This is a genomic window from Enterovibrio norvegicus FF-33, assembly GCF_000286835.2.
In the GTDB taxonomy this organism is placed as follows: Bacteria; Pseudomonadota; Gammaproteobacteria; order Enterobacterales; family Vibrionaceae; genus Enterovibrio; species Enterovibrio norvegicus_A.
Genome location: NZ_AJYD02000038.1, coordinates 2391342 through 2417798 on the forward strand (window position 1 = coordinate 2391342; position 26457 = coordinate 2417798).

General features: G+C 47.0%; 23 protein-coding genes. 16 read left to right on the forward strand and 7 right to left on the reverse strand.

Features of this window, described 5'->3' with window-relative positions; translation table 11 throughout:
* Positions 1-44 precede the first annotated feature (44 nt).
* The 4 genes from sstT to A1OO_RS18685 all read left to right on the forward strand — a co-directional run bounded on the left by sstT (position 45) and on the right by A1OO_RS18685 (position 4664).
* Complete coding sequence (sstT, locus tag A1OO_RS18670; RefSeq protein ID WP_017004059.1) at positions 45-1283, forward strand: serine/threonine transporter SstT; 1239 nt, start codon at positions 45-47, stop codon at positions 1281-1283.
* Between the two features lie 293 nt (positions 1284-1576).
* The gene (locus A1OO_RS18675) at positions 1577-2125 is read left to right on the forward strand and encodes an ECF-type riboflavin transporter substrate-binding protein (RefSeq protein ID WP_017004060.1); all 549 of its coding nucleotides are present in this window, start codon (positions 1577-1579) and stop codon (positions 2123-2125) included.
* A gap of 8 nt (positions 2126-2133) precedes the next feature.
* Complete coding sequence (locus A1OO_RS18680) at positions 2134-3828, forward strand: ABC transporter ATP-binding protein (RefSeq protein ID WP_017004061.1); 1695 nt, start codon at positions 2134-2136, stop codon at positions 3826-3828.
* Positions 3825-4664 carry an energy-coupling factor transporter transmembrane component T family protein gene (locus A1OO_RS18685; protein ID WP_017004062.1) on the forward strand — a complete coding sequence of 280 codons (840 nt, stop codon included), beginning with the start codon at positions 3825-3827 and terminating at the stop codon, positions 4662-4664. Before A1OO_RS18680 ends, A1OO_RS18685 begins: the two co-directional genes overlap by 4 nt.
* A gap of 135 nt (positions 4665-4799) precedes the next feature.
* Here the strand turns inward: A1OO_RS18685 and mlc are convergent, their stop codons facing one another.
* Complete coding sequence (gene mlc, locus A1OO_RS18690) at positions 4800-6014, reverse strand: sugar metabolism global transcriptional regulator Mlc (RefSeq protein WP_016959611.1); 1215 nt, start codon at positions 6012-6014, stop codon at positions 4800-4802.
* Positions 6015-6272: 258 nt separating this feature from the next.
* On the opposite strand from mlc, the gene queE reads away from it, so the two are divergent.
* The gene (gene queE / locus A1OO_RS18695) at positions 6273-6935 is read left to right on the forward strand and encodes a 7-carboxy-7-deazaguanine synthase QueE (protein WP_016959612.1); all 663 of its coding nucleotides are present in this window, start codon (positions 6273-6275) and stop codon (positions 6933-6935) included.
* A gap of 86 nt (positions 6936-7021) precedes the next feature.
* Here queE and queD read toward each other — a convergent pair whose 3' ends face one another.
* A complete protein-coding gene (gene queD, locus A1OO_RS18700) occupies positions 7022-7384 on the reverse strand; it encodes a 6-carboxytetrahydropterin synthase QueD (RefSeq protein WP_017004063.1) in 363 nt (120 codons plus the stop codon).
* Positions 7385-7800: 416 nt separating this feature from the next.
* Here queD and asnS point away from each other — a divergent pair, with 416 nt between their 5' ends.
* Both asnS and A1OO_RS18710 read left to right on the forward strand, forming a co-directional pair.
* A complete protein-coding gene (gene asnS / locus A1OO_RS18705) occupies positions 7801-9201 on the forward strand; it encodes an asparagine--tRNA ligase (RefSeq protein ID WP_026023951.1) in 1401 nt (466 codons plus the stop codon).
* A 367-nt stretch (positions 9202-9568) separates the two neighbouring features.
* Positions 9569-10762 carry an amino acid aminotransferase gene (locus tag A1OO_RS18710; protein WP_017004064.1) on the forward strand — a complete coding sequence of 398 codons (1194 nt, stop codon included), beginning with the start codon at positions 9569-9571 and terminating at the stop codon, positions 10760-10762.
* Between the two features lie 118 nt (positions 10763-10880).
* Here the strand turns inward: A1OO_RS18710 and folE are convergent, their stop codons facing one another.
* On the reverse strand, positions 10881-11537 hold the full coding sequence (gene folE / locus A1OO_RS18715; protein ID WP_017004065.1) for a GTP cyclohydrolase I FolE: 657 nt from the start codon (positions 11535-11537) through the stop codon (positions 10881-10883).
* Positions 11538-11760: 223 nt separating this feature from the next.
* Here folE and moeA point away from each other — a divergent pair, with 223 nt between their 5' ends.
* The 8 genes from moeA (at position 11761) to A1OO_RS18755 (ending at position 19997) form a co-directional block, all read left to right on the forward strand.
* The gene (gene moeA / locus A1OO_RS18720) at positions 11761-12996 is read left to right on the forward strand and encodes a molybdopterin molybdotransferase MoeA (protein ID WP_017004066.1); all 1236 of its coding nucleotides are present in this window, start codon (positions 11761-11763) and stop codon (positions 12994-12996) included.
* Between the two features lie 77 nt (positions 12997-13073).
* Positions 13074-13823 carry a molybdopterin-synthase adenylyltransferase MoeB gene (gene moeB / locus A1OO_RS18725; protein WP_017004067.1) on the forward strand — a complete coding sequence of 250 codons (750 nt, stop codon included), beginning with the start codon at positions 13074-13076 and terminating at the stop codon, positions 13821-13823.
* A 133-nt stretch (positions 13824-13956) separates the two neighbouring features.
* Positions 13957-15576, forward strand: coding sequence for a putative bifunctional diguanylate cyclase/phosphodiesterase (locus A1OO_RS18730; RefSeq protein ID WP_017004068.1), 1620 nt, complete (start codon positions 13957-13959; stop codon positions 15574-15576).
* A 220-nt stretch (positions 15577-15796) separates the two neighbouring features.
* Positions 15797-16618, forward strand: a complete 822-nt coding sequence (locus A1OO_RS18735; RefSeq protein WP_017004069.1) for a phosphate ABC transporter substrate-binding protein — start codon at positions 15797-15799, stop codon at positions 16616-16618.
* A gap of 115 nt (positions 16619-16733) precedes the next feature.
* Positions 16734-17666 carry a phosphate ABC transporter permease subunit PstC gene (gene pstC, locus A1OO_RS18740; protein WP_017004070.1) on the forward strand — a complete coding sequence of 311 codons (933 nt, stop codon included), beginning with the start codon at positions 16734-16736 and terminating at the stop codon, positions 17664-17666.
* A gap of 5 nt (positions 17667-17671) precedes the next feature.
* On the forward strand, positions 17672-18517 hold the full coding sequence (pstA, locus tag A1OO_RS18745) for a phosphate ABC transporter permease PstA (RefSeq protein WP_016959624.1): 846 nt from the start codon (positions 17672-17674) through the stop codon (positions 18515-18517).
* A gap of 17 nt (positions 18518-18534) precedes the next feature.
* Entirely contained in the window at positions 18535-19290 is a 756-nt protein-coding gene (pstB, locus tag A1OO_RS18750) for a phosphate ABC transporter ATP-binding protein PstB (RefSeq protein WP_016959625.1), read from the forward strand.
* 260 nt (positions 19291-19550) lie between these two features.
* Positions 19551-19997: an META domain-containing protein gene (locus A1OO_RS18755; protein WP_016959626.1), complete on the forward strand. Its 447-nt coding sequence runs from the start codon at positions 19551-19553 to the stop codon at positions 19995-19997.
* 54 nt (positions 19998-20051) lie between these two features.
* On the opposite strand, the gene A1OO_RS18760 is transcribed toward A1OO_RS18755, so the two are convergent.
* Complete coding sequence (locus A1OO_RS18760; RefSeq protein ID WP_016959627.1) at positions 20052-21656, reverse strand: CHASE domain-containing protein; 1605 nt, start codon at positions 21654-21656, stop codon at positions 20052-20054.
* Between the two features lie 242 nt (positions 21657-21898).
* On the reverse strand, positions 21899-24169 hold the full coding sequence (gene metE, locus A1OO_RS18765) for a 5-methyltetrahydropteroyltriglutamate--homocysteine S-methyltransferase (protein ID WP_017004071.1): 2271 nt from the start codon (positions 24167-24169) through the stop codon (positions 21899-21901).
* Between the two features lie 104 nt (positions 24170-24273).
* On the opposite strand from metE, the gene metR reads away from it, so the two are divergent.
* Positions 24274-25185: an HTH-type transcriptional regulator MetR gene (metR, locus tag A1OO_RS18770; RefSeq protein WP_017004072.1), complete on the forward strand. Its 912-nt coding sequence runs from the start codon at positions 24274-24276 to the stop codon at positions 25183-25185.
* A gap of 16 nt (positions 25186-25201) precedes the next feature.
* Here the strand turns inward: metR and A1OO_RS18775 are convergent, their stop codons facing one another.
* Entirely contained in the window at positions 25202-25396 is a 195-nt protein-coding gene (locus tag A1OO_RS18775; protein ID WP_016961446.1) for a DUF4250 domain-containing protein, read from the reverse strand.
* Positions 25397-25555: 159 nt separating this feature from the next.
* Positions 25556-26230 carry a hypothetical protein gene (locus A1OO_RS18780; RefSeq protein WP_016961445.1) on the reverse strand — a complete coding sequence of 225 codons (675 nt, stop codon included), beginning with the start codon at positions 26228-26230 and terminating at the stop codon, positions 25556-25558.
* Positions 26231-26457 lie beyond the last annotated feature (227 nt).

Sequence of the window (26457 nt, forward strand, 5' to 3'; positions counted from 1 at the left end):
GCTCTGGGGCAGTTTGGGTTATACACACAGTGAAGTGAGATAAAATGAAGCAAGCACAATCCCCACTTACTCGCGTAACCAACTCAAGTCTGGTCGTTCAGATCTTGATCGGTATTATCGCGGGTGTTGCTCTGGCCAGCTTTTCGCCAGACAGTGCCAAGGCCGTCGGTTTTCTTGGTAGTCTTTTCGTCAGCGCACTTAAAGCTGTCGCTCCTATTTTGGTTTTTGTCTTGGTTGCCGCGTCAATTGCGAACCAACGTAAAGGCCAACATACGCACTTGCGTCCTATCGTTACTCTGTACCTCGTGGGTACCTTTGCCGCGTCCATTACCGCGGTGACCATGAGTTTCTTATTCCCAACGATGCTGACATTAACTGCGTCGGACGCTGCCATTGCACCGCCAGAAGGCATTGCTCAAGTGATTACCACACTGCTTTTCAATGTGGTCGATAATCCTATCAATGCATTGATGACAGGTAACTTCATTGGCATTCTCGCGTGGGCCATTGGTCTGGGTATTGCCTTGCATCATGCCTCAGACACAACCAAAACTGTGTTTGGAGATATAGCTGAAAGCGTGTCGTTCATCGTGCGCTTTATCATCAAACTGGCCCCAATTGGTATCTTTGGTCTGGTTGCCAATACCTTTGCAGAAACAGGTTTCAATGCATTGATGGGCTACGCCCACTTGTTAGGTGTACTTTTGGGTAGCATGGCATTCATTGCCTTGGTGGTTAACCCGATCATTGTTTACGTGAAAACGCGCACTAACCCTTATCCATTGGTTTTCCAGTGCCTACGTGAAAGCGGTGTGACAGCATTCTTCACGCGCAGTTCAGCGGCAAATATTCCCGTGAACATGCAACTGTGTAACAAGCTAAAACTGGATGAAGACACGTATTCTGTTTCCATTCCGTTGGGTGCGACGATCAACATGGGTGGCGCAGCCATCACGATTACCGTATTGACGCTGGCAGCCGTTCACACGTTGGGCATTCAAATTGATTTGGCTACGGCGATTCTGTTGAGCATTGTTGCTGCTGTATCAGCATGTGGAGCGTCAGGTGTTGCAGGTGGATCGCTATTGCTGATCCCACTGGCGTGTAACCTGTTTGGCATTCCAAACGATATTGCCATGCAAGTCGTCGCCGTAGGCTTCATCATCGGTGTGGTTCAAGATTCCGCTGAAACGGCATTGAACAGCTCGACGGATGTGGTGTTTACTGCCGCGGCATGTCGCGCCGCTGAACGCGAAGCGATGGAAGCGAAAATCGCCAAATAAGCATTTTCACATGCTCAAAAACAAAGGCGCTTCGGCGCCTTTTTCGTTTACCTTTTCTCCATCTCCTCATCTAACACCATGATAAATTCCCGCAATCCCATTTTTGGTCGCCCAAGCATTAACCAATCTGTCTATTCTGGTTTACACAGCGTTGTAGACGTCTAGACTGATAGCTTTCTTTTAGTGAACGTTATCCTATATAATCCCGCCTCATTTTTGCGAGCCACCTCAACAAAAGCATTCAAATGTGTGCCGGGCTCTGAACTTAGACATTCCGACACCAAGGGTTATCTATGAATTTTTCTGCGAAAACTGTCGTCATCATTGCTATTGGTGCGGCACTTTATGGTATTGGCGGCTTACCCATGTTTGGTATTCCCGTGTTTGCCAATACAACGCTAAAACCAGCAATGGCTATACTCGCGCTCTTCTCTGTCCTTTTTGGCCCTGTCGTTGGTTTTTTCGTGGGTTTCATTGGCCACTGGGTCACTGACCTATTTGCGGGTTGGGGGGTGTGGCTAACGTGGGTGTTAGGCTCAGGTATTGTCGGTATGGTAATAGGCTTTTTCCCAATTCTGACCAAAAGGCGCCTAAAGTACGGACGGTTTCCGACTTTTGATATCGTCCTATTCTCACTGCTCGCCTTGCTCGGCAATGTTGTGGGGTATGGCTGCTCCGCGTTTCTTGACACCGTGTTATACGCCGAACCCTTTACCAAGGTATTCATTCAGCTATGCATTATCGCCGCAGGCAACGCCCTGCTGGTGACTGTTGTTGGTTATTTCATTCTGCAGTCCGTTGCCAAGCGCAACAGCCAGTATCGTAACCTGACCGAGGCCTGATCTGCACCATGACCATTGAATTCAAAAACGTTAGCTTTCGTTATGATGCGCTGGTAAACCCGACGCTGAAAGGCATCAACCTCCGCATCGAAAAAGGCGAGAAAGTACTGATTATCGGGCCAAGTGGCAGCGGAAAATCTACGCTAGGCCAGTGTATTAACGGTTTGATTCCTCATGCTATTGAAGGCGAAATTTCAGGTTCGCTTAACCTCAATGGCACTGAAATTACCGACATGAAACTCACGCAATACACCGAGTTGGTTGGCACGGTATTGCAAGACACCGACAGCCAATTTGTCGGTTTAACTGTGGGTGAAGACATTGCTTTCGCGTTAGAAAACCAATGCGTATCCGTCGCCGACATGCACCCAGTGGTTAAGGCCACCGCCAAAATGGTGGATTTGGATGCCCTACTGAATCACGCGCCTCACGATCTCTCTGGCGGTCAGAAGCAGCGCGTCTCTCTGGCTGGTATATTGGTTGACGATGTCGACGTGCTCCTGTTCGATGAACCGCTGGCGGCGCTGGACCCAAAAACGGGCAAACGTACCATTGAGATCATCGATCAATTACACCGTGATACCGGTAAAACAATCATCATCATCGAGCATCGACTCGAAGATGTGCTGACCCATGCGGTTGACCGCGTGATCTTGATGGATAACGGGACTATCGTTGCCGATACCACGCCGAATGCACTCATGATGTCAGGATTACTTGAACGACATGGCATTCGCCAACCTCTGTATTTCTCTGCGCTTAAACACGCAGGGTGCGCCTTAAGCGAAACAGATAATCCTGCATATCTCTCGACGCTGCCTGTTGAACAATTCGCTTCTCAATTGCAGCGATGGGCTGGCGATTATGTACCATCGATACCCACTCGCGACACCACGCCGCTGTTGAGTATTGAAGGATTAACCTATTCGTACGATGGCGATAAGAACGCGCTTGAAGACGTCACCTTTTCCGTTGATCGTGGCGAAATAGTCTCTGTTCTCGGTAAAAATGGTTCAGGGAAATCGACCATTACCAAACTGGTGATGGGCGTACTCGAACCAGATGCTGGCATGATTCGTTTTAAGGGTGAAGATTTCAGTGATCTGTCGATTTTTGAGCGCAGCAAGAAAGTCGGCGTGGTCATGCAAAACCCAAATCATATGATTTCTCACCATATGATCATGGAAGAAGTGACCTTTGGCCTCAGAAACCTCGGCCTTAGTGAAGCCGAAATCGAGAAACGCGCACTAGACGTCCTCGAGCTTTGCGGCCTGAGCAAATACCGTCACTGGCCTGTTGATGCATTGAGTTATGGCCAGAAAAAACGCGTCACCATTGCATCAATATTGGTGATGGAACCGGAACTGCTGATCTTAGATGAGCCGACAGCAGGTCAAGATTACCGTAACTACAGCAACATGTTGTCTTTCATCCAGCGTTTAAACAAAGAACGCGGCATCACCGTGATGATCATCTCTCACGATATGCATTTGGTGCTTGAATACACCACTCGTTCTATCGTGATTGCCGACAGCAAGCTGATTGCTGACGCGCCAATGACATCGGTATTCAGCCAACCGCAGTTACTGGACGAGGCCAACCTCGCCACCACCAGCCTGTACCAACTCGCAGACCGTGCCGGTATTCGCGACATTGACGGATTTATGCAGCAATTCATTCAAACAGAGAGCAACGCCAAATGAAAGCCTCGAAGATGAAGTTTGGTATCAACTACATCGATACGAAATCACCCCTTCACGCGCTGAATGGCATCACCAAGTTTGCTTTGTTCATGGCGTGGGTGACTGTTGTTCTCACCACTTTTGACCTGCGTATCATTGTTGGCATGGTGGCCATCGGGTTGGCATTGCTGAAGATGACAGGCGTGGCTTTTCGTGTCTACAAACCGCTTTTATTGGGCACGTTGAGTGTTCTAAGCATGAATGCGGTATTCATGTTTCTGGTCGCCCCACAGCAGGGGGCTGAGTGGATAGGCACAACGACTGAACTATTGAAGTTACCGGGTAACTATTCGTTAACACAAGAAACCCTTTTTTACTTGATAACAGTGACACTGAAGTATTTCAGCATGTTCCCCATCGCACTGGTGTTTGTGTTTACCACGCACCCAACAGAGTTTGCATCTAGCCTCAACCGCATTGGTGTGCCGTACAAAATTGCCTATGCCGTTAGCCTAACACTGCGCTATCTGCCTGAAGTGAAGAATGATTTCGTGAACATCATGCATGCACAACAAGCACGTGGTGTGGATTTCTCAAAGAACGCCCCACTCATGGCGCGTTTTAAAGGTGTGGCGAAAATTTTGATCCCGCTTATTTTCTCTAGCCTTGACCGTGCAGATGAAATTTCCAACGCGATGACATTGCGTGGCTTTGGACGCAATAAGTCGCGCACTTGGTACAATTATCGTCCATTGGCGAACAAAGACTGGCTCGCACTGGCTGCGATCACTGTTGTGGTGGGATTGGCGATTTACAAACGATCTGTTGAAACAGCCACCATCTGGTATCCGTTCTAACGCACGATGTAAAACGCGCGGCGTTTGATACAAAAGTGGTTGATACTAAAGTGATTGATACTAAAAAGGAGCGTTCACACGCTCCTTTTCTGTTTCTGTTTCTGTATTTTTTGGCTATTTCCGCACTTCTCAGCTTTAGCCTTCCAACACCTTCATCAGCAAGTAGCCGTCATACATGGCTCGCTTAACCAAAGCAGCCCCTGGCATCGTTGCTTGCGTATAAAAATAACTCTCTTCTAACATGAGGTTTTCACAGTAATGTGGAAGTGATTGGTTAAGCACTCTTTCCATAATCGCAGGATAAAGAACTGATTTGGCGCGATTAAATTCGCCGCCAATCAACACTCGCTGCGGATTAAACAGATTCACCACAATCGCGATGGCTTGCCCTAGGTTATGACCCAGTTCAGTAATCACATTTACCGCCACACCATCACCTGCAACCGCGGCGTCGCAGATACTATCAATGGTCAGTGGTTTATCATGCAAAACACTTGGATGCCCCTGATCTAGCATTACCTGCGTGTCTTCCAGCACGGCTTGTAAACTGGCGACGGTTTCCAAACACCCGTTATTGCCACAAAAGCAACGCTTTCCAAACGGTTTAATCTGAATATGGCCCAGTTCGCCGATGTTACCTACCTGCCCTTCCAGCACTTTTCCATCGATCATGATGCCCGCACCGACGCCATGATGAATCGAAATGAGTACGGCATTTTCTACATCACGCGCGTTACCAAACAGCTTTTCAGCCAACGCCCACGATCGCGTGTCATTGCCAATAAAAACAGGTAAACCTGTCGCCCGATGAATGGCCGCGCCCAAAGGCATATTATGAACATCGTAATGCGGCATTTGAATAACAATGCCTTGAGTACTGTTTACTAGACCAGGAAGAGAAACCGCAATCGATGTGACGCGATCAACGATGTTCGAATGCGTAGAAAAGAACTGGTTAATATGCTGTTGAATGAGTTCAATCAACAAATCCTGATCCCGTACATGGATGTCATGGCGCTCTTCAACCAGAATGTCGCCACCCAATGAATGCAATGCAAGTGTCAGGTAGCCACGCCCAAGGCGTATAGAAAGAAACTGCCACCCTTCATTGTCCAACACCAATCCGATCGCGGGACGACCACGACTTGCAGGTTCGCCATATTGGGCTTCTTTGACCAAGTGAGCATCGATTAGCTCACGAGTAATTTTAGTGATACTTGCAGGGGCTAACTGACTGCGTTTAGAAAGCTCAATTCGGGAGATAGGCCCAAGTTGGTCGATCAGCTTATATACCGCTCCAGCGTTGTTACGCTTAATGTGATCTATGTGTCCTGGCTGGGCGAGAATCATCCCAATTTCCCTTTAAAATTCATTAACAGTGAATTTTTTTACTTTGCGAAGTAATTGTGAAGCGCCATGGTTGGATGTCGTGATACACGTCACGACCTATTTGATTTATCGCAATGACATTTATATCAAATGCCGAAAATCAACAAGTTAATGGTATTTCATTCTGTAACTGATGTGTCAATTTGTATCTCCCCAAGACAGTGGCGAGCGAAACTGCCATAATCTCGCCCCTCACAAAATTCTGACTGTAAAAGCCGTATGTACAACGTCAACGAAATATTTGAAACCATTCAAGGAGAGGGCACGTTCACAGGTGTACCTTCGGTCTTTGTTCGCCTTCAAGGCTGCCCTGTCGGTTGTCCATGGTGCGATACGCGCCAGACGTGGGACACACTCCCGAACGATGAACGTGATTTCGGCACAGTGATCGCCAAAACAGGCGACAGCCCAACATGGACCTCAGTTTCAGCCGAACATATTCTTGCGCACCTTACGCAAAGTTACACGGCAAAGCATGTTGTGATCACTGGTGGGGAGCCTTGCATATTTGATTTATTTCCCCTAACAACGCTTCTTGAATCAGCGGGTTATCGCTGTCAAATCGAGACCAGTGGTACGTATAAAGTGAAAGCGACAGTCAATACGTGGGTAACGGTATCTCCGAAAATTAATATGCGCGGCAAACTGCCCGTGTTAAATGAAGCGCTGAAACGCGCCAATGAGATCAAACATCCCGTTGGAACCGAGTCAGATATTGAAAAACTCGATGCACTGCTCGAAGGGATTGATTTATCAAATAAAGAAGTCGCATTACAACCCATAAGCCAAAAACCGCGGGCTACCGAGTTGTGCATTAAAACCTGTATCCGTCGCAACTGGCGCTTGTCCATTCAAACACATAAGTATTTAGATATCGCTTAAGCATTTATCGCTTAGTTTGCACCCAATCTGGCAAACTTAGACACAAAAAAAGGGCCGTAGGCCCTTTTTTTTCGTGCAATGAAATATTACTCACCCGTATAGATGCAGCCAGCCGTACAGGTTTCTTTAATCATCACTTTACTCAAACAAGGCAGTGACGGCTTAAGTTGATCCCAAATCCATTTCGCCAACACTTCGCTCGTTGGGTTTTCTAACCCTTCAATATCATTCAGATAGTAATGGTCCAAGCGATCGTAGATAGGCTTAAACGCTTCTTTGATTTCAGAAAAATCAATCACCCATCCCGTATACGGATCCACTTCACCGGCCACATAGAGACGCACGAGGAAAGAGTGACCATGTAGGCGACCACACTTATGACCTTCTGGTACGTGTGGCAGCAGATGCGCCGCTTCAAACATGAATTCTTTAAACAGTTCAGTGTGCATTTTATGCGTTCCCGTGTTCATTTGTAGTTTCTAGCGCGGCGATGCTACTGAATATTCGCGCCAAGCTCAAATTGAATCGCCCTCAATTCGTTTCGCAAGGTTTGCGATCAACTGAAGGTTAGCGAGAAGCAAAAAGACATCAGCAAAGCGACAGTTGAAAATGCCACCGTCAGATAGCGATCAAGACCTCCAGCCACAGAAAATGATCAGTATCGTATGTTTCTTTGCCACGCCAACTTGAATTCGGTCGTGTTTTCCCGTTGATTTCCCAAGAATTGCATGCGTGAACAGTCCATGTAAACCAAGTGTCTTGAGGTAGTTTAGGGTTAGAGGTAAACTTGCCGGCTTAAGTTTGAATTATCCTAGCCTGATGACTCGATTCCTCAGGCATTCTTCAACGGAGTTAGATGCAAATTATGAACTATATGCCTGTAGCAGACGTCCTGCGCGGCAAAACGGCAGTAGACACAGAAGTCACTGTCCGTGGTTGGATCCGCACCCGTCGTGATTCAAAAGCCGGTATCTCTTTCCTCGCCATTTATGACGGCTCTTGTTTTGATCCAATTCAGGCAGTTGTTTCTAATGAGCTGAATAATTACAAAGAAGATGTACTGCGCCTTACCACAGGCTGCTCTGTCGAAGTTACTGGTAAAGTTGTTGAAAGCCCAGGACAAGGTCAAGCATTTGAGCTTCAAGCGACTGACGTGAAAGTGGTGGGTTGGGTTGAAGATGCAGACACCTATCCAATGGCTAAAACACGCCACTCTATCGAATACTTGCGAGAAGTTGCTCACCTGCGTCCACGCACCAACGTGATTGGTTCAGTTGCACGCGTGCGTAACTGCTTGTCTCAAGCGATTCACCGCTTCTACCATGAGCAAGGTTACTTCTGGGTTTCTGCTCCGCTGATCACCGCTTCTGATGCAGAAGGTGCGGGTGAAATGTTCCGTGTTTCTACATTGGACATGGAAAACCTGCCACGCACAGACGAAGGTAAAGTTGATTTCAACGAAGATTTCTTCGGTAAAGAGACTTTCCTGACCGTATCAGGTCAGCTGAATGCTGAAGCGTACGCGTGTGCATTGAGCAAGGTTTACACCTTTGGCCCAACGTTCCGCGCTGAAAACTCAAACACCAGCCGCCACCTTGCGGAGTTCTGGATGGTTGAGCCAGAAGTTGCGTTTGCAGATCTGGATGATGTTGCCAAGCTCGCGGAAGACATGCTGAAGTATGTGTTCAAAGCCGTGCTTGAAGAGCGTCGTGATGACCTTGAGTTCTTTGCTCAACGTATCGACAAAGAAGCCATCACTCGCCTTGAGAAGTTTGTTGATTCTGATTTTGCTCAGATCGACTACACCGACGCGATTGAGATCTTGCTTAAATCAGGCCAAACGTTTGAGAACCCTGTTGAATGGGGCATCGACTTGGCGTCTGAGCACGAGCGATATCTTGCAGAGAAACACTTCGAAGCACCTGTGGTTGTTAAGAACTACCCGAAAGACATCAAAGCGTTCTACATGCGTATGAATGATGATGGCAAGACCGTTGCGGCAATGGACGTTCTAGCACCAGGTATCGGTGAAATTATCGGTGGTGCACAGCGTGAAGAACGTTTAGACGTACTTGACGAACGCATGCGTTCAATGAACATCGACCCAGAACACATGAACTGGTACCGCGATCTTCGTCGTTACGGCACCGTTCCACATGCTGGTTTCGGCCTCGGTTTCGAACGTTTAGTGTCTTACGTGACGGGCATGGGCAACATCCGCGATGTTATCCCATTCCCACGCGCACCACGCAGTGCAAACTTCTAATCGCACCATAGCGCGCGGTTTGAATAAAATGACAAAGGTCGCCTACGGCGGCCTTTTTTCTTGTTTATTTTCATCAGTATAATCGTGCCTTTATGTCCGTGTGGAAATGCCCCTCCATCAATAGCAACGTTAATTGCGCGTTGCCCTCTCCTAACCCTCTTTCATTTGCAGTACCCGTCACCAATATTCCCTCTGATTAAGCCCGTATTTAATATTAAATTCATGGCGCTGAAATCGGGGGTTAACGACAACAAAGATGCGAAGAGACAAGGAAGTCAGGGAAATCACCAAATTTCCGTTTTATTACCACTAATCAAAATGGTATAAACAAAGACAGTTTCCTTTAACAACGCCATGGATGAAGAAGATGTTTGAAAAAATTGCTGCAGCGCCCGCTGACCCTATTTTGGGCCTTACTGAAGAATTCAAAGCCGATGCTCGTGCTGAGAAAATCAACTTAGGTGTAGGTATCTACAAAGACGAAGCCGGTAACACGCCAGTATTGGCCACTGTTAAAAAAGCCGAAGCTATTCTTTTAGAGAAAGAAACCACCAAATCATACCTAAGCATTCCGGGTACACCAGAATATGGTTTGGCTGTGCAAAAGCTTTTATTTGGTCACGATGCAACCATCATTGCAGATAAACGTGCACAGACAGCTCAAGCTCCAGGCGGTACTGGCGCCCTTCGCGTTGCTGCTGAATTTATTAAACGTCAACTTGGCGATGTGAAAGTATGGGTAAGTAACCCTACATGGGCGAATCATAACGGTGTGTTCGCTGCCGCAGGCCTTGAAGTCGCGTCGTACGGTTACTACAACGCAGAAACCAAAGACATGGATTTCCCAGCAATGCTGGCCGATCTTGAAACCGCAAATGCAGGTGATGTCGTACTTCTGCACGGTTGCTGTCATAACCCAACGGGTATCGACCCAGACGCTACACAGTGGCAGCAACTTGCAGCACTGTGTAACGAGAAAAAACTGCTTCCAATGTTTGACTTTGCTTACCAAGGTTTTGCAACTGGCGTTGAAGAAGATGCTGCTGGTCTGCGCATTTTTGCAGATTCATGCGAAGAGCTTTTGGTTGCGAGCTCATTTTCTAAGAACTTCGGTCTCTACAACGAGCGTGTTGGTGCATTTACCATCGTCGGCAAAAACGCCACTGAAACCGCCACCGCATTCAGCCAAGTTAAGAGCATCGCTCGCGTGATTTACTCTAACCCACCTGCTCACGGCGCTGCTGTTGTTACCATTATTCTGAATGACGCTACATTGCGTGCAGAATGGGAAGAAGAAGTGGCAGCCATGCGCGTTCGTATTAAAGAAATGCGAGAGCTCTTTGTTGCGACACTCGCAGAAGAAGGCGTGCAGGGCGATTTCAGCTTCATTCAACGTCAAAACGGCATGTTCTCTTTCTCTGGCTTGAACAAAGATCAAGTTGCTCGTTTGAAAGACGAATTTGGCGTATACATCGTTGGCTCTGGTCGCATCGCCGTTGCAGCTATGATGCACACGAACATGCGTCCACTCTGTAAAGCTATCGCTGCTGTGTTGAAATAATCAACCGCACCTAGCACGAATAAATCAGCCAATAAAAAAGCGCCTTTCGGCGCTTTTTTCATGTTCTTCGCTTTAACATCGAGCGCTGAATGAGCAGCCCTTTGTCAATCAAGCTGGCTTACTGAACGCCGTGCAAGAACTCAGCACGAGTTGCAGGGTTTTGCTTAAAATTACCACCTAACGCTGTCGTCGTCGTCACGCTGGTTGCATCCATCACACCACGTGCTTTCACGCAGTAATGTGTCGCATTCATGTGCACGGCCACATTGTCCGTTTCCAGCAACGTTTGCAGCGCCACGAGGATTTGGCGAGTTAAACGCTCTTGAACTTGCGGACGCTGGGCAAAAAATCGAACAATGCGGTTAATTTTCGACAAGCCGATAATTTTGCTCTTTGGCAAATAGGCTACTGTGCATTTACCGTCAATTGTGACCAAGTGGTGCTCACAAGTACTCGTCAATGTAATGTCTTTGACCCTAACCATCTCGTCACAGCCCATCTTGTTTTCGATAACTGTGATTTTTGGAAAGTTCGCGTAATCTAATCCCGAAAACACCTCATCCACGTACATTTTTGCAATGCGCGCTGGCGTTTCAGTCAAACTGTCATCTTCGAGATCTAGGTCGATAACAGTCAAGATTTCCCGCATATGATATTCAATACGCTCTTTTTTCTCTTCTGCGGTCATCGAAGTGCCCGACTGCATTGGTGTCTCAATGCCACGTGCTATAAGCGCTTCGCGGACGCGCTTGGCTGAATCGCTTAATGCTGTCATAGAAAAATCCTTGGGTCGTTGCAATTGTTGTTATCTAATTTATTACTCGTCTTTTAAAGACAAGGATCAAATAGTGTCAGATTTTTGAAGCATAGCGTTTATAGTAAAATAATTACACCTCGAAATGCGTGTGGGCATTAGTTTCAACTCTCAAAGTTTGCGATAATGCTCGCTTTCATCTATGCGCTGAGCATGTTTCGCTCACAACGACTGAGAGTTATATATGGGTTGCTGCGACACTCCTGGTTTGATGCCAGTTTCATCGGCTATCGACATTCTATTAGACAACACGTCGCCACTGACACAAACCGAAATCGTGTCACTGGTTGACGCACAAAATCGCATCACGTCCGAAGATATTCGCTCTCCAATCAATGTGCCCCCTTTTGCTAACTCTGCAATGGATGGTTATGCGCTTCGCTGCGCAGATCTCAACAACAATATGACACTTCGCCTCGCGGGTAAGTCCTTCGCGGGCATCCCGTTTGAAGGCGAATGGCCCGCTGGCTCATGCATTCGTATTATGACAGGCGCTGAAGTCCCAGTTGGTGCAGATGCCGTCATCATGCAAGAGCAAACCACGGTAAACGGCGACGACATTACCTTTGCCCACACCGCCGAGTTGCAGCAAAACATTCGCCCTATCGGCAACGATGTAGAAGCCGGTGATGTCGTTATTCCCAAAGGCACACTGCTAACGCCCCGTGAAGTTCCGATGTTGGCAACACTGGGCATAGGCACTGTCACCGTCATGCGCAGACCCAAAGTGGCGTTCTTTTCTACCGGAGACGAGCTTCGTCAAGTGGGTGAGCCACTAGGAAAAGGTGAAATCTACGACAGCAACCGCTACACCATTCGCGCCATGCTTGAAAAAATGCATTGTGAGGCGATTGATCTTGGTGTCGTGCCCGATTGTCCAGAGCAACTACGTGATGCCTTTTTGAAAGCCGCCAGCGAAGCTGATGTTATCGTCACCTCGGGTGGCGTTAGCGTGGGCGAAGCGGATTACACCAAAGACATTTTGGATCAAGAAGGCGAAGTTGGATTTTGGAAGATTGCCATCAAGCCAGGTAAGCCCTTTGCGTTTGGCAAAGTCAAAGGCGCACTATTTTGCGGATTACCCGGTAACCCAGTTTCAGTACTCGTGACCTTACATGTGTTAGTCCAGCCGCTGCTTGCCAAACTTGCAGGCCATACACAGTGGCAACCGACCATCACTTTAAGCGCTAAAGCTGAAACGCGATTCAGGAAATCTCCGGGGCGTGCTGATTACCAACGCGCTGTTTATCGCATTAACGAGCAAGGCGAATTGGTTGTTGCGACCACAGGCAACCAAGGTTCTGGCGCGTTTAGCTCCCTATCGATAGCGAACTGCTTTGCAGTCTTAGAGCAAGATCGCGGGCATATTGATGTAGGTGAAAACGTCACGATTGAACCGTTTGGCACTGTTTTAAACTAATGCCTGATTACGTTTATCAAAGACGTTTTCTAACAAGCCATTTTTGCAACGTAATCTTATAAAAGCATAGGAATACCGTGGACATTCTCTCTCCGGAAGAAGAGCTCAGATACAACCGCCAGATCATACTTCGACAGTTTGATTTTGATGGTCAGGAAGCGTTGAAGCAAAGCCGCGTTCTCGTTTTGGGTGCTGGCGGCTTGGGCTGTGCTGCCACTCAGTACCTTGCGGCGGCTGGCGTTGGCACGCTCACATTGATTGACGACGACCGAGTGGAGCTGTCCAACTTACAGCGTCAGGTGCTGCACAACGACAGCACGGTTGGCAAATTAAAAGTCGAGTCAGCAGCAAAAGCACTGCGTCTACTTAACCCTCACGTCGTGGTGAAAACGGTAGCAAAGCGCCTCAACGATAACGCCTTACAGACGCTCATAGAACAGCACAGCATTGTGATTGACTGTTCTGACAATGTCGCGACACGCAATCAACTCAATCAACTTTGCTTTCTCACTAAAAAGCCCTTAGTCAGTGGCGCAGCGATTCGCTTGGAAGGACAAGTGGCCGTATTCACCTACAGTGAAAACGAGCCTTGCTACCAGTGCCTGAGTGCACTGTTTGGTGAACAAGCACTCAGTTGTGTCGAAGCGGGCATCCTCTCTCCTGTTGTCGGGATCATTGGTGCCACGCAAGCTCTTGAAGCAATAAAGGTTTTATCCAATTTCGCGCCTGCGCCAACCGGTAAAATTATGCTTTATGATGCGTTAAGCAGTGAGTGGCGCATTTTCATCCTGCCCAAGAACCCAAACTGCAGTGTCTGCAATCATTAACAACACCGTCTTGACTAGGTGACACTACTCTCAAAATCGCGTATTTCTACTACAATAAGGAAGGCCTCTGCTGATCGAGCGTTTCGCCATCGCAGAGTGAACTTCCTTATTCAGTGGGCGTATTGCAGCTACGATGATAAAAACGCTTTCTATTGTCCTTGTCATCCTTGGCATGCTCGCCCTCATCTCGGCGCTGAAATCGTCGATCTCTCTGTATCGCCGCGATAGGCGCCCTTCAACATTTAGCTTTGTGCCTGTCATGCTTGGATTTGTTCTGGGCTACATGATTTATGCTAGCTTTCTCGCATTAAAATCCGAAATAATCATTATCGAATTTATTGTTTCTGTTGTGTTTTTTGGTGGTGGGATCTTTTGCGTCATGATTTTTAGCGTTGTATCCCAAAGCATGGAACGTATTGCGTTTGCTGAGTTTCAGCAACGCCACAATGAAGCACACGACCCATTGACAGGGTTACCCAACCGTCGATTCCTCATTAGTACCATCAGCCAACATATTGTTGATTACAACGCCAATCTGCAGCGATTTGCGGTTTTTATCATTGATATTAATAACTTCAACAACCTCAACGAGGTTTTTAGTCATCAAAAGGGCGACGTATTACTCGCACAGTTCTCAGCACGCCTTAAAGAATTCGTTGATGAAGATGTGTTTTTAGCGAGGTGCAGCGGAAACCGCTTTACCCTCTTGCTCACCAACCCTGAAAATACAAATATTTCCGCTTATATCGAAAATATTCAGTCTTACCTTGACCATCCATTGACCATTAACGATCACGACATGAACCTAACCAACACTGTCGGGGTCGCCTTTTACCCTGAACATGGCTCGAATGCAGAAGAAATCCTCAAACGCGCAGAAATCTCTATGTACAGTGCCAAACGCATTCAAGCCCCATACGCTATCTATGAACCGTCCGCATCTACACATTTTTACGACCAGTCAGAATTGGCCGCGATGCTGCACAATGCCATTGCAACAATGGATTTTGAGCTCTACTTTCAGCCCGTTATGAATGTACATACCCCACATCAGACAACCTTTGAAGCACTTATCCGATGGACTCTCGGGGACGGATATTCCGTACGACCTGATGATTTCATTCCGATTGCGGAGCAGACGAACGCTATCAAGCAAATCTCCCACTGGGTGCTTGAAACGACCGTTGCTCAACTAGCGGTGTGGCAAAAACAATCCATCACGCCGCAAGTTCAGGTGAACATTTCAGTCAAAGATCTAGAAGACGAAAACCTCGAGCCCTACTTGGCAGGTTTGATCAAAAAATACGCCATTAACCCCGCGCAGCTCACCCTTGAATTGACCGAAACCAGCATGATGCTGAATCCAGCGAAAGCGAGAGTCGTCTTAGATAAAATCAAAAAGCTGGGCGTGTATTTAAGCATCGATGACTTTGGTACAGGGTTCTCATCCCTGTCTATTTTGAGCAATATGCCCATTGATGAGATTAAAATAGATCGCAGCTTTGTCACTGACCTACTCTATAGCAGTAACCATGAAGCTATTGTGAGATCCACTATCTACCTCGCTCACAGTTTGGATTGCCGTGTGGTTGCAGAAGGCGTTGAAACTGAAGCGCTAGGACAATATTTGATGTCTATCGGCTGCGATAAAATTCAAGGCTATTGGTATGGCCGCCCAATGAATCTGGCCCAAACTGATGCTTGGCTCAATGAATCTCACCAAATCAGCTCCAAAGTCGCCAACCAAAACTAACTGCCACACTCTGCATTAACCCTCTTCTCCGAAGCACCGCCCTCCCTACTTTGTTCGTATTTTCATCAATCGCTTATAAAACACTCGAATCTATAGTGATATTTTTGTCTCGTCATTAATGCTTCAATTAAGTGAAACATAGTTGTCATAAAACTTTCCTAAAGTTGCCACTGTTGACACAAACAAAGCCTTTTAAGAGGCACGACTAAGGAAAGCTCGAATGAGATCAAACGTTTTTACTGCATTGTGTGTCGCTGGCGCATTAATGGCTAACACGGCTTCTGCGCAAGAAACAATTACAGTGTCAGGCTCTACATCTGTTACCGAAGTGATGGAAGTGCTGGCAGAAACGTATCAAACCCAAAATGGCAATACCTTCATTGAAGTGCAAGGAACGGGTTCTTCAGCAGGCGTTAAAGCCGCCAAAAATGGCACTTCCATGTTTGGCATGGCATCACGTTCACTGAAAGATTCCGAGAAAGAACCAACATTAAAAGAAACGGTGATTGCACGAGACGGTATCGCTGTTGTAGTCAACAATGCCAACCCTCTTGTTGATCTGACTATTGAGCAAATCGCAAAAATCTACCGCGGTGATGTGAAAAATTGGGCCGAAGTGGGTGGCGAAAACAAACCTATCGTTGTCGTTACCCGAGACACAGCATCAGGTACTCGCGGTGCATTTGAAGACATCATGAGCTTGAAGCGCGATATCAACGGAATGAAAGTCTCGGCAATTTCTCAACGTGCACAAGTCGGCAATGGCAATGGCGTGGTCAAAACCATCGTGGCTAACAATCCCTTCGCTATCGGCTACATCTCTCTAGGTTCAATCGATGCGTCGTTGAAAGCAGTCAAAGTTGACGGCGTAGAAGCGACATCTGATGCAGTTGCAGCAGGCAAGTATAAAGTTGCACGTCCATTTTTGGTGTTAAGCAAAGCTGGCAAGCCGTCACCTGCCGCTGAAGACTTCATGACATGGGTGACTTCAGTCGAAGGCCAAAAAATCGTCTCAAGCCAAGGCTATGTGCCCGTTCAGTAAATCCTTAATTGTTTAGGTGTGTTGATTCCGCCTAAACCCACTATCGGCCTGACGCGCTTGTCAGGCCGCTTTAAAAAGACTTCCTAACTGCCATGATTGGCATCACGGAGTGAGCATGAACATCGCAAATCAACATGTTATCGACATTCAACCCACCAGCACGCCAAGCAACGTGGGCAAACTGGGTAAACGAAAGAACCGAGACTGGCGCGAAGCGTTTTTCCGTGCATTGTTCCTAACCGCCGCTATCTTGGGCGTGTTGTCTCTCGCCACCATTGGTTACTTTATTTTCCGCGAAGGTATTCCAGCTATTCAACAAGCTGGCTTAGTCAACATGGTGACAGGCGTTGAATGGCTACCTCCAGCGCTTTATGGCATCGCGCCTATGATTGTCGCGTCGTTAGTATCGACGGCTGGCGCTGTTATTCTGGGTGTTCCTGTAGCGGTACTGACCGCTATCTTCATTGCCGAAGTCGCACCAAAATGGCTGGCAAACATCATACGACCTGCCGTCGAGTTACTCGCAGGCATCCCATCAGTGGTATACGGCTTCTTTGGCCTTGTCATTATCGTTCCCTTGATTCAAGACGTGTTTAACGTTCCTGCTGGTAACACAGTGCTGGCTGGCATTGTTGTGCTGGCAGTAATGATTCTACCTACGGTTATTGCGGTATCAGAAACCTCTTTACGTGCTGTACCAAAAACCTACAAAGAAGGCTCACTGGCGCTTGGCGCTTCGCCCATGTTCACCACGTTTAAACTGCTTATCCCAGCAGCACGTTCGGGCATTATGACGGGGGTTATTCTCGGTATCGCTCGTGCATTGGGAGAAACCATGGCAATCATCATGGTCATGGGTAACGCACCAGCTATGCCAGAAGGCATTTTGGAATCTGCACGCACATTAACCGCCAATATCGCACTGGAAATGTCTTATGCCTCCGGTATTCATGCCAGTGCTCTGTACGCCACAGGTATCGTTCTTCTGGTCTTTATCATGATGCTAAACGCGACACTGCTTTTCCTTAACCGTGAAAAAGCGAGGTAATTGAAATGCTTACACGTCAACTAAAAGACAATATCTTGATGGTCACGGTTTGGCTGGCTGCAGGCATGACAGTCGGATTTCTGTTTTGGATTATTTGGTACATATTGAGCAATGGCCTGCAGTACGTTGACTGGTCATTCATTACCAGCGATTACACCCGTATTGGTGAACAATCAGGCATATGGCCAATGATTGTCTCAACCATTTATATGGTCATCGCTTCTATTTCCATTGCTGCGCCTATCGGCATCATGACGGCGATCTACCTCACTGAGTATGCAAAGCTCGGCAGCAAACTGGTTAAAGTGATTCGTTTTTGTACCGAATCATTAGCGGGCATTCCCTCAATTATTTTTGGTCTGTTCGGCATGACGTTTTTTGTCGGCGTATTGGGTCTTGGTTTTTCGATACTTTCTGGCGCATTAACGCTAAGTATCTTGATTCTGCCCGTGATTATTCGCACCACTGAAGAAGCTTTAATGGCAGTACCACAAACCTACCGTGAAGGCTCATATGGTTTGGGCGCATCGAAAATCTATACCATTTGGAAGCTGATTCTGCCAAGTGCGATGCCAGGTATTGTTACCTCCATCATTTTGAGTGTCGGCCGCGTTATTGGCGAATCTGCACCGGTTTTTCTTACTGCTGGCATGGTCGCACGCATTCCAGAAAGCGTGTTGGACTCTGGCCGCACGCTTACCGTCCATCTTTACAAGTTAACTCAGGAGCTCTACACAGTGCACGAGTGGAATCAAGCCTATGCCACTGCCACCGTGCTAATTGTCGTCGTACTGCTTATGAACATGCTGACAAAAATTATCGCCAGCAAATTTAGCAAAGCTTCTTACTGAGTTTGAGAGAAAAAATCATGAACAAATTCGATATTGAAAATCTGAACCTTTACTACAACAACGGTGCCAATCACGCGCTGAAAAACATCAGCCTACCCATCCCGCACAAAAAAGTGACGGCATTGATTGGCCCATCTGGCTGCGGAAAATCGACACTGCTACGTTGCCTTAATCGCATGAATGATCTCATCGAAGGCGTAAAAATTGATGGCCGTTTGGCGATGGATAGCGAGAATGTGTATGGCAACATTGATGTTGCGAATCTTCGTATCAAGGTCGGCATGGTGTTCCAAAAAGCCAACCCATTCCCAATGAGCATTTATGACAACGTGGCTTATGGACTGCGTGCACAAGGCATGAAAGATAAGAAAAAACTCGATGCTGTGGTTGAACAAAGCCTAAGAAGTGCTGCACTTTGGGATGAAGTGAAAGATCGTTTAAAATCTCATGCTTTTGGGTTATCTGGCGGCCAGCAACAGCGCCTTTGTATTGCTCGCACTATCGCCATGGAGCCCGAAGTGATTCTGATGGACGAACCGACATCGGCACTCGACCCTATTGCGACGAAGAAAATTGAAGACTTAATGGAAGAGTTAAAAAAGAACTACACCATCGTTATTGTGACCCACTCCATGCAGCAAGCTCGTCGCATTTCAGATCGCACTGCATTCTTCCTAATGGGAGAATTGGTTGAGCATGATGAGACGCAACTATTGTTTGCCAATCCTCGCGACGATCGTACTCGAGGTTACGTGAATGGTGACTTTGGCTAAAACGCTGCACTGCCCGTAACAAATTGATCAACAAACCGCTTGAACATATTAACATCGAGCAGCGTAATGCTAATTGTCAGACTAAATTTCAAGTTTTAACAGAGTTCTGACTTGATAAGCGGTTCAGAAAGCGAATAATGAAGTCAGTCATATAGTGGAAAATGCATTGCATTCGAGGAAACTAAACCTCAAAGACACTGTCTTTAACCCTGTATCGAACTCTATAATTGACGCATTCAGTAATATTTCTGGAGTAACGAATGAAAAAGATGGCAATCGCAATGCTGGTTGCGCCAGCAATTTTGGCGGGTTGTGCAACAAGCACTTCCGGTAAAACCGACGCATTAGACGTTTCTACCGTGAACATGCAGCACCACAACTGGGTACTGGAAAGTGTTGATGGTCAGCCATTGAGCCTTCCTGAAGGTTTTGCCGCCCCAAGCCTAGAAATTGGTGAGTCTTTCACTGCCAATGGTCACGCAGGTTGTAACCGCTATTTCGGACAAGGCGAGCTGAAGGGCGAGCAATTCCGCATTGATAAAATGGCGAGCACCATGATGGCATGTCCAGAGCCAGCAATGGCTATCGAAGGCGTGATGACTAATGTGCTGGGGGATTGGAGCGACGTGACACTGACTAAACAAACGCTGCAACTGAAAAACGGTGAGCACGTTCTGTCATTTCAACTTCGTGATTGGGTAAATTAATTACCTGTTGTACGAACGAGCTTTGTCGCTTGTTACGCTAACACGCTATCGCTTTCAGCCTCCGATTGGGGGCTGTTTGCTTTCTTCGGTATAGATCCAACTACATTGATCTCGCCCTGCGTTAATGGCTTTGCCCAATGCGATCTCAGCATACGCAATCACTTTTGTTGCATCTATTTCATCTGAATTTAGGACCGACACACCACCAATCGAAATCGTCATTATCTGAGAACCCGCCTCTTTGTCGAACGGCAATTTCAGCGTCTTAACAGCATCAATACACAACTGAGCGATAGGGGCACCATCTTTGGTATTCGGTAGCAATATCGCAAAGGTTTCTCCTCCATAACGCGCCAACAAATCACCCGGACGCTTTAATGTATCGGATACAGCCTGGCCAATCAGTCGAATCGCTTTATCGCCAACAACACGGCCATGTTTTGTGTTGTAACGAGACATATTGTCTATTTCAATCACAATCAAACTAATCGCCAGATTATCTCGTTGAGTTCGTTTCACTTCGGCTTGAATACATTCTTCGAAATAATCACGGTTGCAATACCCCGTTAATCCATCGCTTTTCGACATTTTCTCCAATTTTTTATTGGCTTCTCGGAGTTCACGGGTTTTCGCATCAACATGCTTTTGCACTGTCAGCGCACGATGTTGCAGCATATAAAGCAGGTATGCCAACAAGGTAAAGATCAACACACCAATAAAGAAAATCAAATGCGGGTAGATGCTCATGCGGCTATTCACATAGCTTGGCGATGGCGTGCCTTTTAAGAGCCATTCTCTGCCAGCAAAGTAAATGGGGGTGGATGTATAGCTCAATGCCGTCACAGGCGGCTCGGACAAATCGACAACATTTTGATAAATAACATCACCTTGCGTGTTAAGGCCGACATCTAACAATTCGAGATTGATAGACTCTTTCACTGTACTGTTTATTGCCAGTTCAAAAATATCCTCAACGTCAAACAAGGCGAGTAGGAACCCACGCAATGCGGATTGTCGGTCGGCATCCGTTTCAGGATCACCATAAAACACGGGTAACAACATCAAAAATCCACTGTTGTCTTCAAATTCCCGTTTCAAGCGCATCGCCGGTGTTGCAATCGGCACACCGCGGTACCAGCTCATTTCCAATGCTTCTTCCATTGACTGTCGAGAAGCCAAATCAAACCCTAAAATCCGTTGGTTTACGTCATAAGGTGTGATGTAACGAACAGGGAAATATCGATCCCGTGATGTCGCCTTAACAAGATCGCCATTGGCACTCAGTTCCACAATTTCAAAGAGCGCAAATTCTAGCGCAGCTTCGGATTCGTAGAGCTCCCGTTCATCACCGAGAACAAATTCAGCCCACTCCATGGCACGTATATTAGGATGTCGATCCATCACACTATCAGCCAATCGGCCAAAGCTGGTTTCATCAATGTCTTGATGCATGATGAGCTGAGTACGAAGCGCATATAGCAACTCAATACTAATGTTGAGTTCCCTTCCTAGAGAAAGTGCTGCGTTTTCAACATCCTTTTGAATTTCATGTTTAATGGATTGCTGTTCAGATTGATGCAAAGACATGGCTGCGAGGAACGAAAAAAACAGCCCAACTAAGACTGTGATAATCGTTGAATACAAAACCTTCTTTGCCATCCTCAATACGCCCTCCAATAGATGTTAACTAATTGTTGGTCATATTTCGTGATCACGCCAACATTGAGCTGACTAACCGTTTGTATTCTTTGGTTCGTTAATTCATTGAGAATGATGATTACGGGCAAAAAAACCCTGATGGAACATGTCCGATCAGGGCTAAATAACATTTCAAGTTGCTCTGCGACACAATGACGAAATGATGATGACTCTCACGCCTTTCGCTGAGGCTAAAACAATGATTAAGCCACTTCTTCTCGCAATATTTGAGCCGCTTTCACTAAACTCAACAGCGCCGCTTCCACTTCGTTCCAGTTACGTGTTTTCAAACCACAATCAGGGTTCACCCAAAGACGCTCGTCAGGAATGGTTTTACGTGCCTTTTCGAGCAACGCCACGATGCCATCCACGTCTGGAATATTTGGAGAGTGAATGTCATACACACCCGGGCCAATCTCATTCGGATACGCGAAGTCTTCAAACGCTTGCAACAACTCCATGTCTGAACGTGAGGTTTCGATGGTAATCACATCGGCATCTAGCGCCGCAACTGCATCAATAATGTCGTTGAATTCGCTGTAACACATGTGGGTATGAATTTGCGTTTCTGGTGTCGCACTGGCGGCTGAAATTTTGAACGCATTAACAGCCCAATCCAGATAGCTTTTCCAATCACCGGTTTTTAAAGGCATGCCTTCACGAATCGCTGGCTCATCAATTTGAATCACTTTGATACCGGCATCTTGCAAATCCGACACTTCATCACGCAATGCCAACGCAATTTGTTCTGCAATTTGCTGACGAGAAATATCTTCACGCGGGAATGTCCAACCAAGAATCGTCACAGGGCCGGTCAACATGCCTTTGACTGGTTTGTCTGTCAGGCTTTGTGCAAATGCCGTCCACTCAACCGAGATAGGTGCAGGGCGAGAAATATCCCCCACTATCACTGCAGGCTTCACGCATCGAGAACCATAGCTCTGCACCCAGCCAAATCGCGTCACCGCAAAACCGTCCAAATGCTCTGCGAAGTATTCCACCATGTCATTGCGCTCTGGCTCACCGTGAACCAACACGTCTAAACCTAGCTTTTCCTGACGTTCAATTGCATCTTGAATATGCCCCTGGATCACAGCGGTGTAATCAGACTCTGACAGTTGACCCGTTTTGAAAGCGCGACGCTGCTGACGGATCTCGCCAGTTTGCGGGAATGAACCAATCGTTGTGGTTGGGAATAAAGGTAGCGACAAAGACGCATGTTGTGCTTCAGCACGTTGTTGATATGGCAAGGCGCGTTCCGCCAGCGCCGTGGTAATGCCATTCACACGCGCCTGTACTTCCGGCTTATTGACACGAAGGCTAGTTGCACGCGCCTCAATAGCCTCACTGTAAGCCTTAGTCTCGCTAATTGCTTTACTGTTCCCGTTAAGTGCATTCGCCAATAACACCACTTCATCCACTTTTTGCTTAGCAAATGCCAACCAACTCTTCACTTCTGGCTCGAGATTGGTTTCTTGCTCAACATCAATCGGTGAATGCAGGAGAGAACAACTGCTAGAGATCCAAAGTCGGTCTCCCAATTTGTCCGCTGTTGGCTGCAGCGCCGTTAGCCACTTGTTGAGGTTCGCCTTCCAAATGTTTCGGCCATTCACCACACCAAGAGACACCACCCAGTGATCTGGTATGCTATCGACAATGGTATCGACATGCTGTGGCGCAACATTCGCATCAAGGTGCAGACCGTTGACATTAAGCGCTGAAATCACATCAAGTTGATGCTCAACAGACTCAAAATAGGTAGTCAGAAGCAATTTCACATCACCGCCAATCACTTGATACGAAAGCTTGTAGGCATTGCGCCACTCGTCTGGCAATTCCAGCGCGAGAATAGGCTCATCAATTTGTACCCATTCCACACCTTGTGATTTCAATTTGGCGAGAATTTGCTGATAAACCGCTAACAATCGTGGCAACAGTTCCAAACGATTAAAATCGTCGTCTTTTTCTTTACCTAGATAAAGGTAAGAAATCGGACCCAAAATGGTAGGTTTCACCTTGTATCCGGATTTTTGCGCTTCGCTCACTTCATCAAACAGCTGGTTCCAGCTGAGGGAAAACTCGTCATCTTTAGTGAACTCAGGAACGATGTAATGATAATTGGTATTAAACCACTTGGTCATATCTGACGCGGCGCAGCTGCAACCCGTTGGCGCTTTGCCTCGAGCAATACGGAACAAGGTATCCAGATCAGGATGACCGTGACGATGGCGTTTAGGAATGTGGCCTAACGTCAGGCTCGTTTGAAGCACTTGGTCGTACCATGCGAAATCACCCACAGTGACAAACGATAAGCCAGCATCTTTTTGCACTTGCCAGTTATGATGACGAATGGTTGCGCCAACATCCAACAGTCCTTGTTGATTGATTTCACCGTTCCAATATTGCTCCAATGCAAATTTCAATTCTCGTTTGTTGCCGATGCGCGGGTAACCCAAAATATGTGTCGTGGTCATGCTATCTCTCCTTTTTAGCCGTCCAGATGTTTACATGTCCACCTTGATTGATTAGAGTGCATAAAACAAACTCAAATTACTCAAACGGATGTTGAGATAAATTCATGTTAGAAGTAAAGCACCTACGCACCCTCTTCGTTCTCCGCGACACAGGCTCGCTGACGGCGACAGCAACACAGCTTTGCCTGACACAATCGGCGCTCTCACATCAGCTTAAGGATTTGGAGCTGCGTATTGGTTCGCCACTGTTCATGAGAAAGACGCGTCCGGTGAGATTTACCGCAGAAGGACAAGTGTTGTTGGCGTTGGCCGATGATGTATTGCCTCGCCTCGCTCGGGCTGAAACAGAATTGGCAGCCTTGAAAGAAGATGCGCAGGGACGGCTTCATATGGCCATTGAATGCCACTCGTGCTTTCAATGGCTTATGCCAGCATTAAAAGAATACAGAATGAGTTGGCCGTTGGTGAAGTTAGACTTTTCTTCTGGGTTTGGCTTTGAACCACTACCAGCATTGGCAGGAGGCGAGTTAGATGTGGTGATTACCTCAGACATTAGCCCACGTAGCGAAATTCACTATGAGGCACTGTTTGATTTTGAAATGCGCCTTGTTCTTGCCGACACGCATCCACTCGCGAAAAAAAGTGTGATTGAACCTGAAGACCTTGCCGGAGAAACCCTACTGACCTATCCGGTGCAACGACAACGTATGGATGTGGTTAAGCACTTTTTGCATCCTGCAGGTGTTGAGCCAGTTCAATTTAAATCTGCAGATAACACCTTGATGTTAATACAAATGGTGACGGCAGGATTAGGCGTAGCTGCCTTACCTAATTGGGCCATTAGTGAATTTTCAAGACAGGGTTTGGTGGTTGATAGGCCTCTCGGCAAAGGGCTTTGGCGTCGACTGTATGCCGCGGTAAGAAGCCAGGAGTCGCAACGGCCCTATCTTAAAGCGTTCTTTGCTACCGCTCGCAATCAATGCCATACCCATTTGGATGGGATTAAGAAGGTATAGCTAACCTTCTTGAGCTCTATTTTTGCCTCAACTGATTCACAACGGGATCGTAGTAACATCCCATTTCATCGAGTTTATGTTGGAAAGATTGGTGGTCCAATTCAAATTGCGCCAAGAGGTCGTCGAGGCTATCGCACTCTAAGCGCAACTTCTCATTGACGATGCCGTACATGATCGCACCTTCGAGATGCTCAAGGTTGTGGATTTCCATACACGTACTCCCGTTTTCAGTGGGTCACTTTTGACCTATTCGAAAGTATTTTAGATGCGATACGTCATATTCGCGTTGACGCCTAAGGTGAACAGCCCCAAAAAAGGCACTTCACGTGCCTTTTATTGTGCCTGAGACAACCCGTTGCCATGCAAATGCTCAGATGAGTGCTGACATGGCAACGCCAGATGCCCCCCCAATGACGATCAGCGCACAACAAAGTTGCAGTAAATGCGGTGGTGTTTGACGAAGCAAATGAAATGCCCAAATTATCACGCCCACCAGCACCAAGCCCAAACTGGTCAACACGGATGTCACTAACGCATTGGCTGACGCCTCCGGCATAGATGTGCTGGCAACTGCAATAACCAACGCCATCAACATTGCAGCGACAATGCCCGCAACCGGAAGAATACGGTGAAATGCCTGTAAACGAGATCGCGCCCGAACCAGCAAGCAATGTCCCGTGATAGCGCCCACCAGAGCAACTTGGGAAATCATCAGCAACCCTACAAACATGCCTTGATGCCATGCTGAAATTAGCACTGCCAACGCACCAAAGCCATTGGCCAAAAGCAACACAGGAATAGGTCCAGACAGTCGAGTTTTCCCTGATTTCGAACGCAATGAAAAAATGCCTAACGCAATAAATGGCAACGCTGAAAATGGAGAGAATGGAACAACCAATGCCCAAGCGGCGACCAGAAACCAAAACGCTTTGTGCAGACGTCCGCGCTGCCCCGGACAGATATCACCTTTCAGCAATACCAACGTCAAAACAAACTGGGCGCCTAACGCACCCGACATCACCACCGAACTCAATAATTCGTACATTGTTTACTACCTGTTGGATACTTGCGGGCAATTATACCCAAGCAACCGTGAGTTACCCAATTTATACTACCGCCTGAAAATCCACTTTTTATCGCAAATACCGCCGTGAGGCATCAGGCCACTTTATATCTATAACAATGTAGATACCCTCACAGTTATTGATGATAACTTTGCATTCACTCGCATTCATATGTAACTGTTTTACTATAAGTATTAATATTGTGAAT

Excerpts from the sequence above, each read along its gene's own strand:
- A1OO_RS18760 (WP_016959627.1), bottom strand. The coding sequence starts at position 21,656 with ATGGCAAAGAAGGTTTTGTATTCAACGATTATCACAGTCTTAGTTGGG.
- asnS (WP_026023951.1), top strand. The coding sequence starts at position 7,801 with ATGAACTATATGCCTGTAGCAGACGTCCTGCGCGGCAAAACGGCAGTA.
- pstA (WP_016959624.1), top strand. The coding sequence starts at position 17,672 with ATGCTTACACGTCAACTAAAAGACAATATCTTGATGGTCACGGTTTGG.
- A1OO_RS18685 (WP_017004062.1), top strand. The coding sequence starts at position 3,825 with ATGAAAGCCTCGAAGATGAAGTTTGGTATCAACTACATCGATACGAAA.
- metR (WP_017004072.1), top strand. The coding sequence starts at position 24,274 with ATGTTAGAAGTAAAGCACCTACGCACCCTCTTCGTTCTCCGCGACACA.
- sstT (WP_017004059.1), top strand. The coding sequence starts at position 45 with ATGAAGCAAGCACAATCCCCACTTACTCGCGTAACCAACTCAAGTCTG.
- mlc (WP_016959611.1), bottom strand. The coding sequence starts at position 6,014 with ATGATTCTCGCCCAGCCAGGACACATAGATCACATTAAGCGTAACAAC.
- pstB (WP_016959625.1), top strand. The coding sequence starts at position 18,535 with ATGAACAAATTCGATATTGAAAATCTGAACCTTTACTACAACAACGGT.
- A1OO_RS18775 (WP_016961446.1), bottom strand. The coding sequence starts at position 25,396 with ATGGAAATCCACAACCTTGAGCATCTCGAAGGTGCGATCATGTACGGC.
- moeA (WP_017004066.1), top strand. The coding sequence starts at position 11,761 with ATGGGTTGCTGCGACACTCCTGGTTTGATGCCAGTTTCATCGGCTATC.
- A1OO_RS18780 (WP_016961445.1), bottom strand. The coding sequence starts at position 26,230 with ATGTACGAATTATTGAGTTCGGTGGTGATGTCGGGTGCGTTAGGCGCC.
- queE (WP_016959612.1), top strand. The coding sequence starts at position 6,273 with ATGTACAACGTCAACGAAATATTTGAAACCATTCAAGGAGAGGGCACG.
- A1OO_RS18710 (WP_017004064.1), top strand. The coding sequence starts at position 9,569 with ATGTTTGAAAAAATTGCTGCAGCGCCCGCTGACCCTATTTTGGGCCTT.
- A1OO_RS18730 (WP_017004068.1), top strand. The coding sequence starts at position 13,957 with ATGATAAAAACGCTTTCTATTGTCCTTGTCATCCTTGGCATGCTCGCC.
- A1OO_RS18675 (WP_017004060.1), top strand. The coding sequence starts at position 1,577 with ATGAATTTTTCTGCGAAAACTGTCGTCATCATTGCTATTGGTGCGGCA.
- folE (WP_017004065.1), bottom strand. The coding sequence starts at position 11,537 with ATGACAGCATTAAGCGATTCAGCCAAGCGCGTCCGCGAAGCGCTTATA.
- A1OO_RS18680 (WP_017004061.1), top strand. The coding sequence starts at position 2,134 with ATGACCATTGAATTCAAAAACGTTAGCTTTCGTTATGATGCGCTGGTA.
- A1OO_RS18735 (WP_017004069.1), top strand. The coding sequence starts at position 15,797 with ATGAGATCAAACGTTTTTACTGCATTGTGTGTCGCTGGCGCATTAATG.
- pstC (WP_017004070.1), top strand. The coding sequence starts at position 16,734 with ATGAACATCGCAAATCAACATGTTATCGACATTCAACCCACCAGCACG.
- queD (WP_017004063.1), bottom strand. The coding sequence starts at position 7,384 with ATGCACACTGAACTGTTTAAAGAATTCATGTTTGAAGCGGCGCATCTG.
- metE (WP_017004071.1), bottom strand. The coding sequence starts at position 24,169 with ATGACCACGACACATATTTTGGGTTACCCGCGCATCGGCAACAAACGA.
- A1OO_RS18755 (WP_016959626.1), top strand. The coding sequence starts at position 19,551 with ATGAAAAAGATGGCAATCGCAATGCTGGTTGCGCCAGCAATTTTGGCG.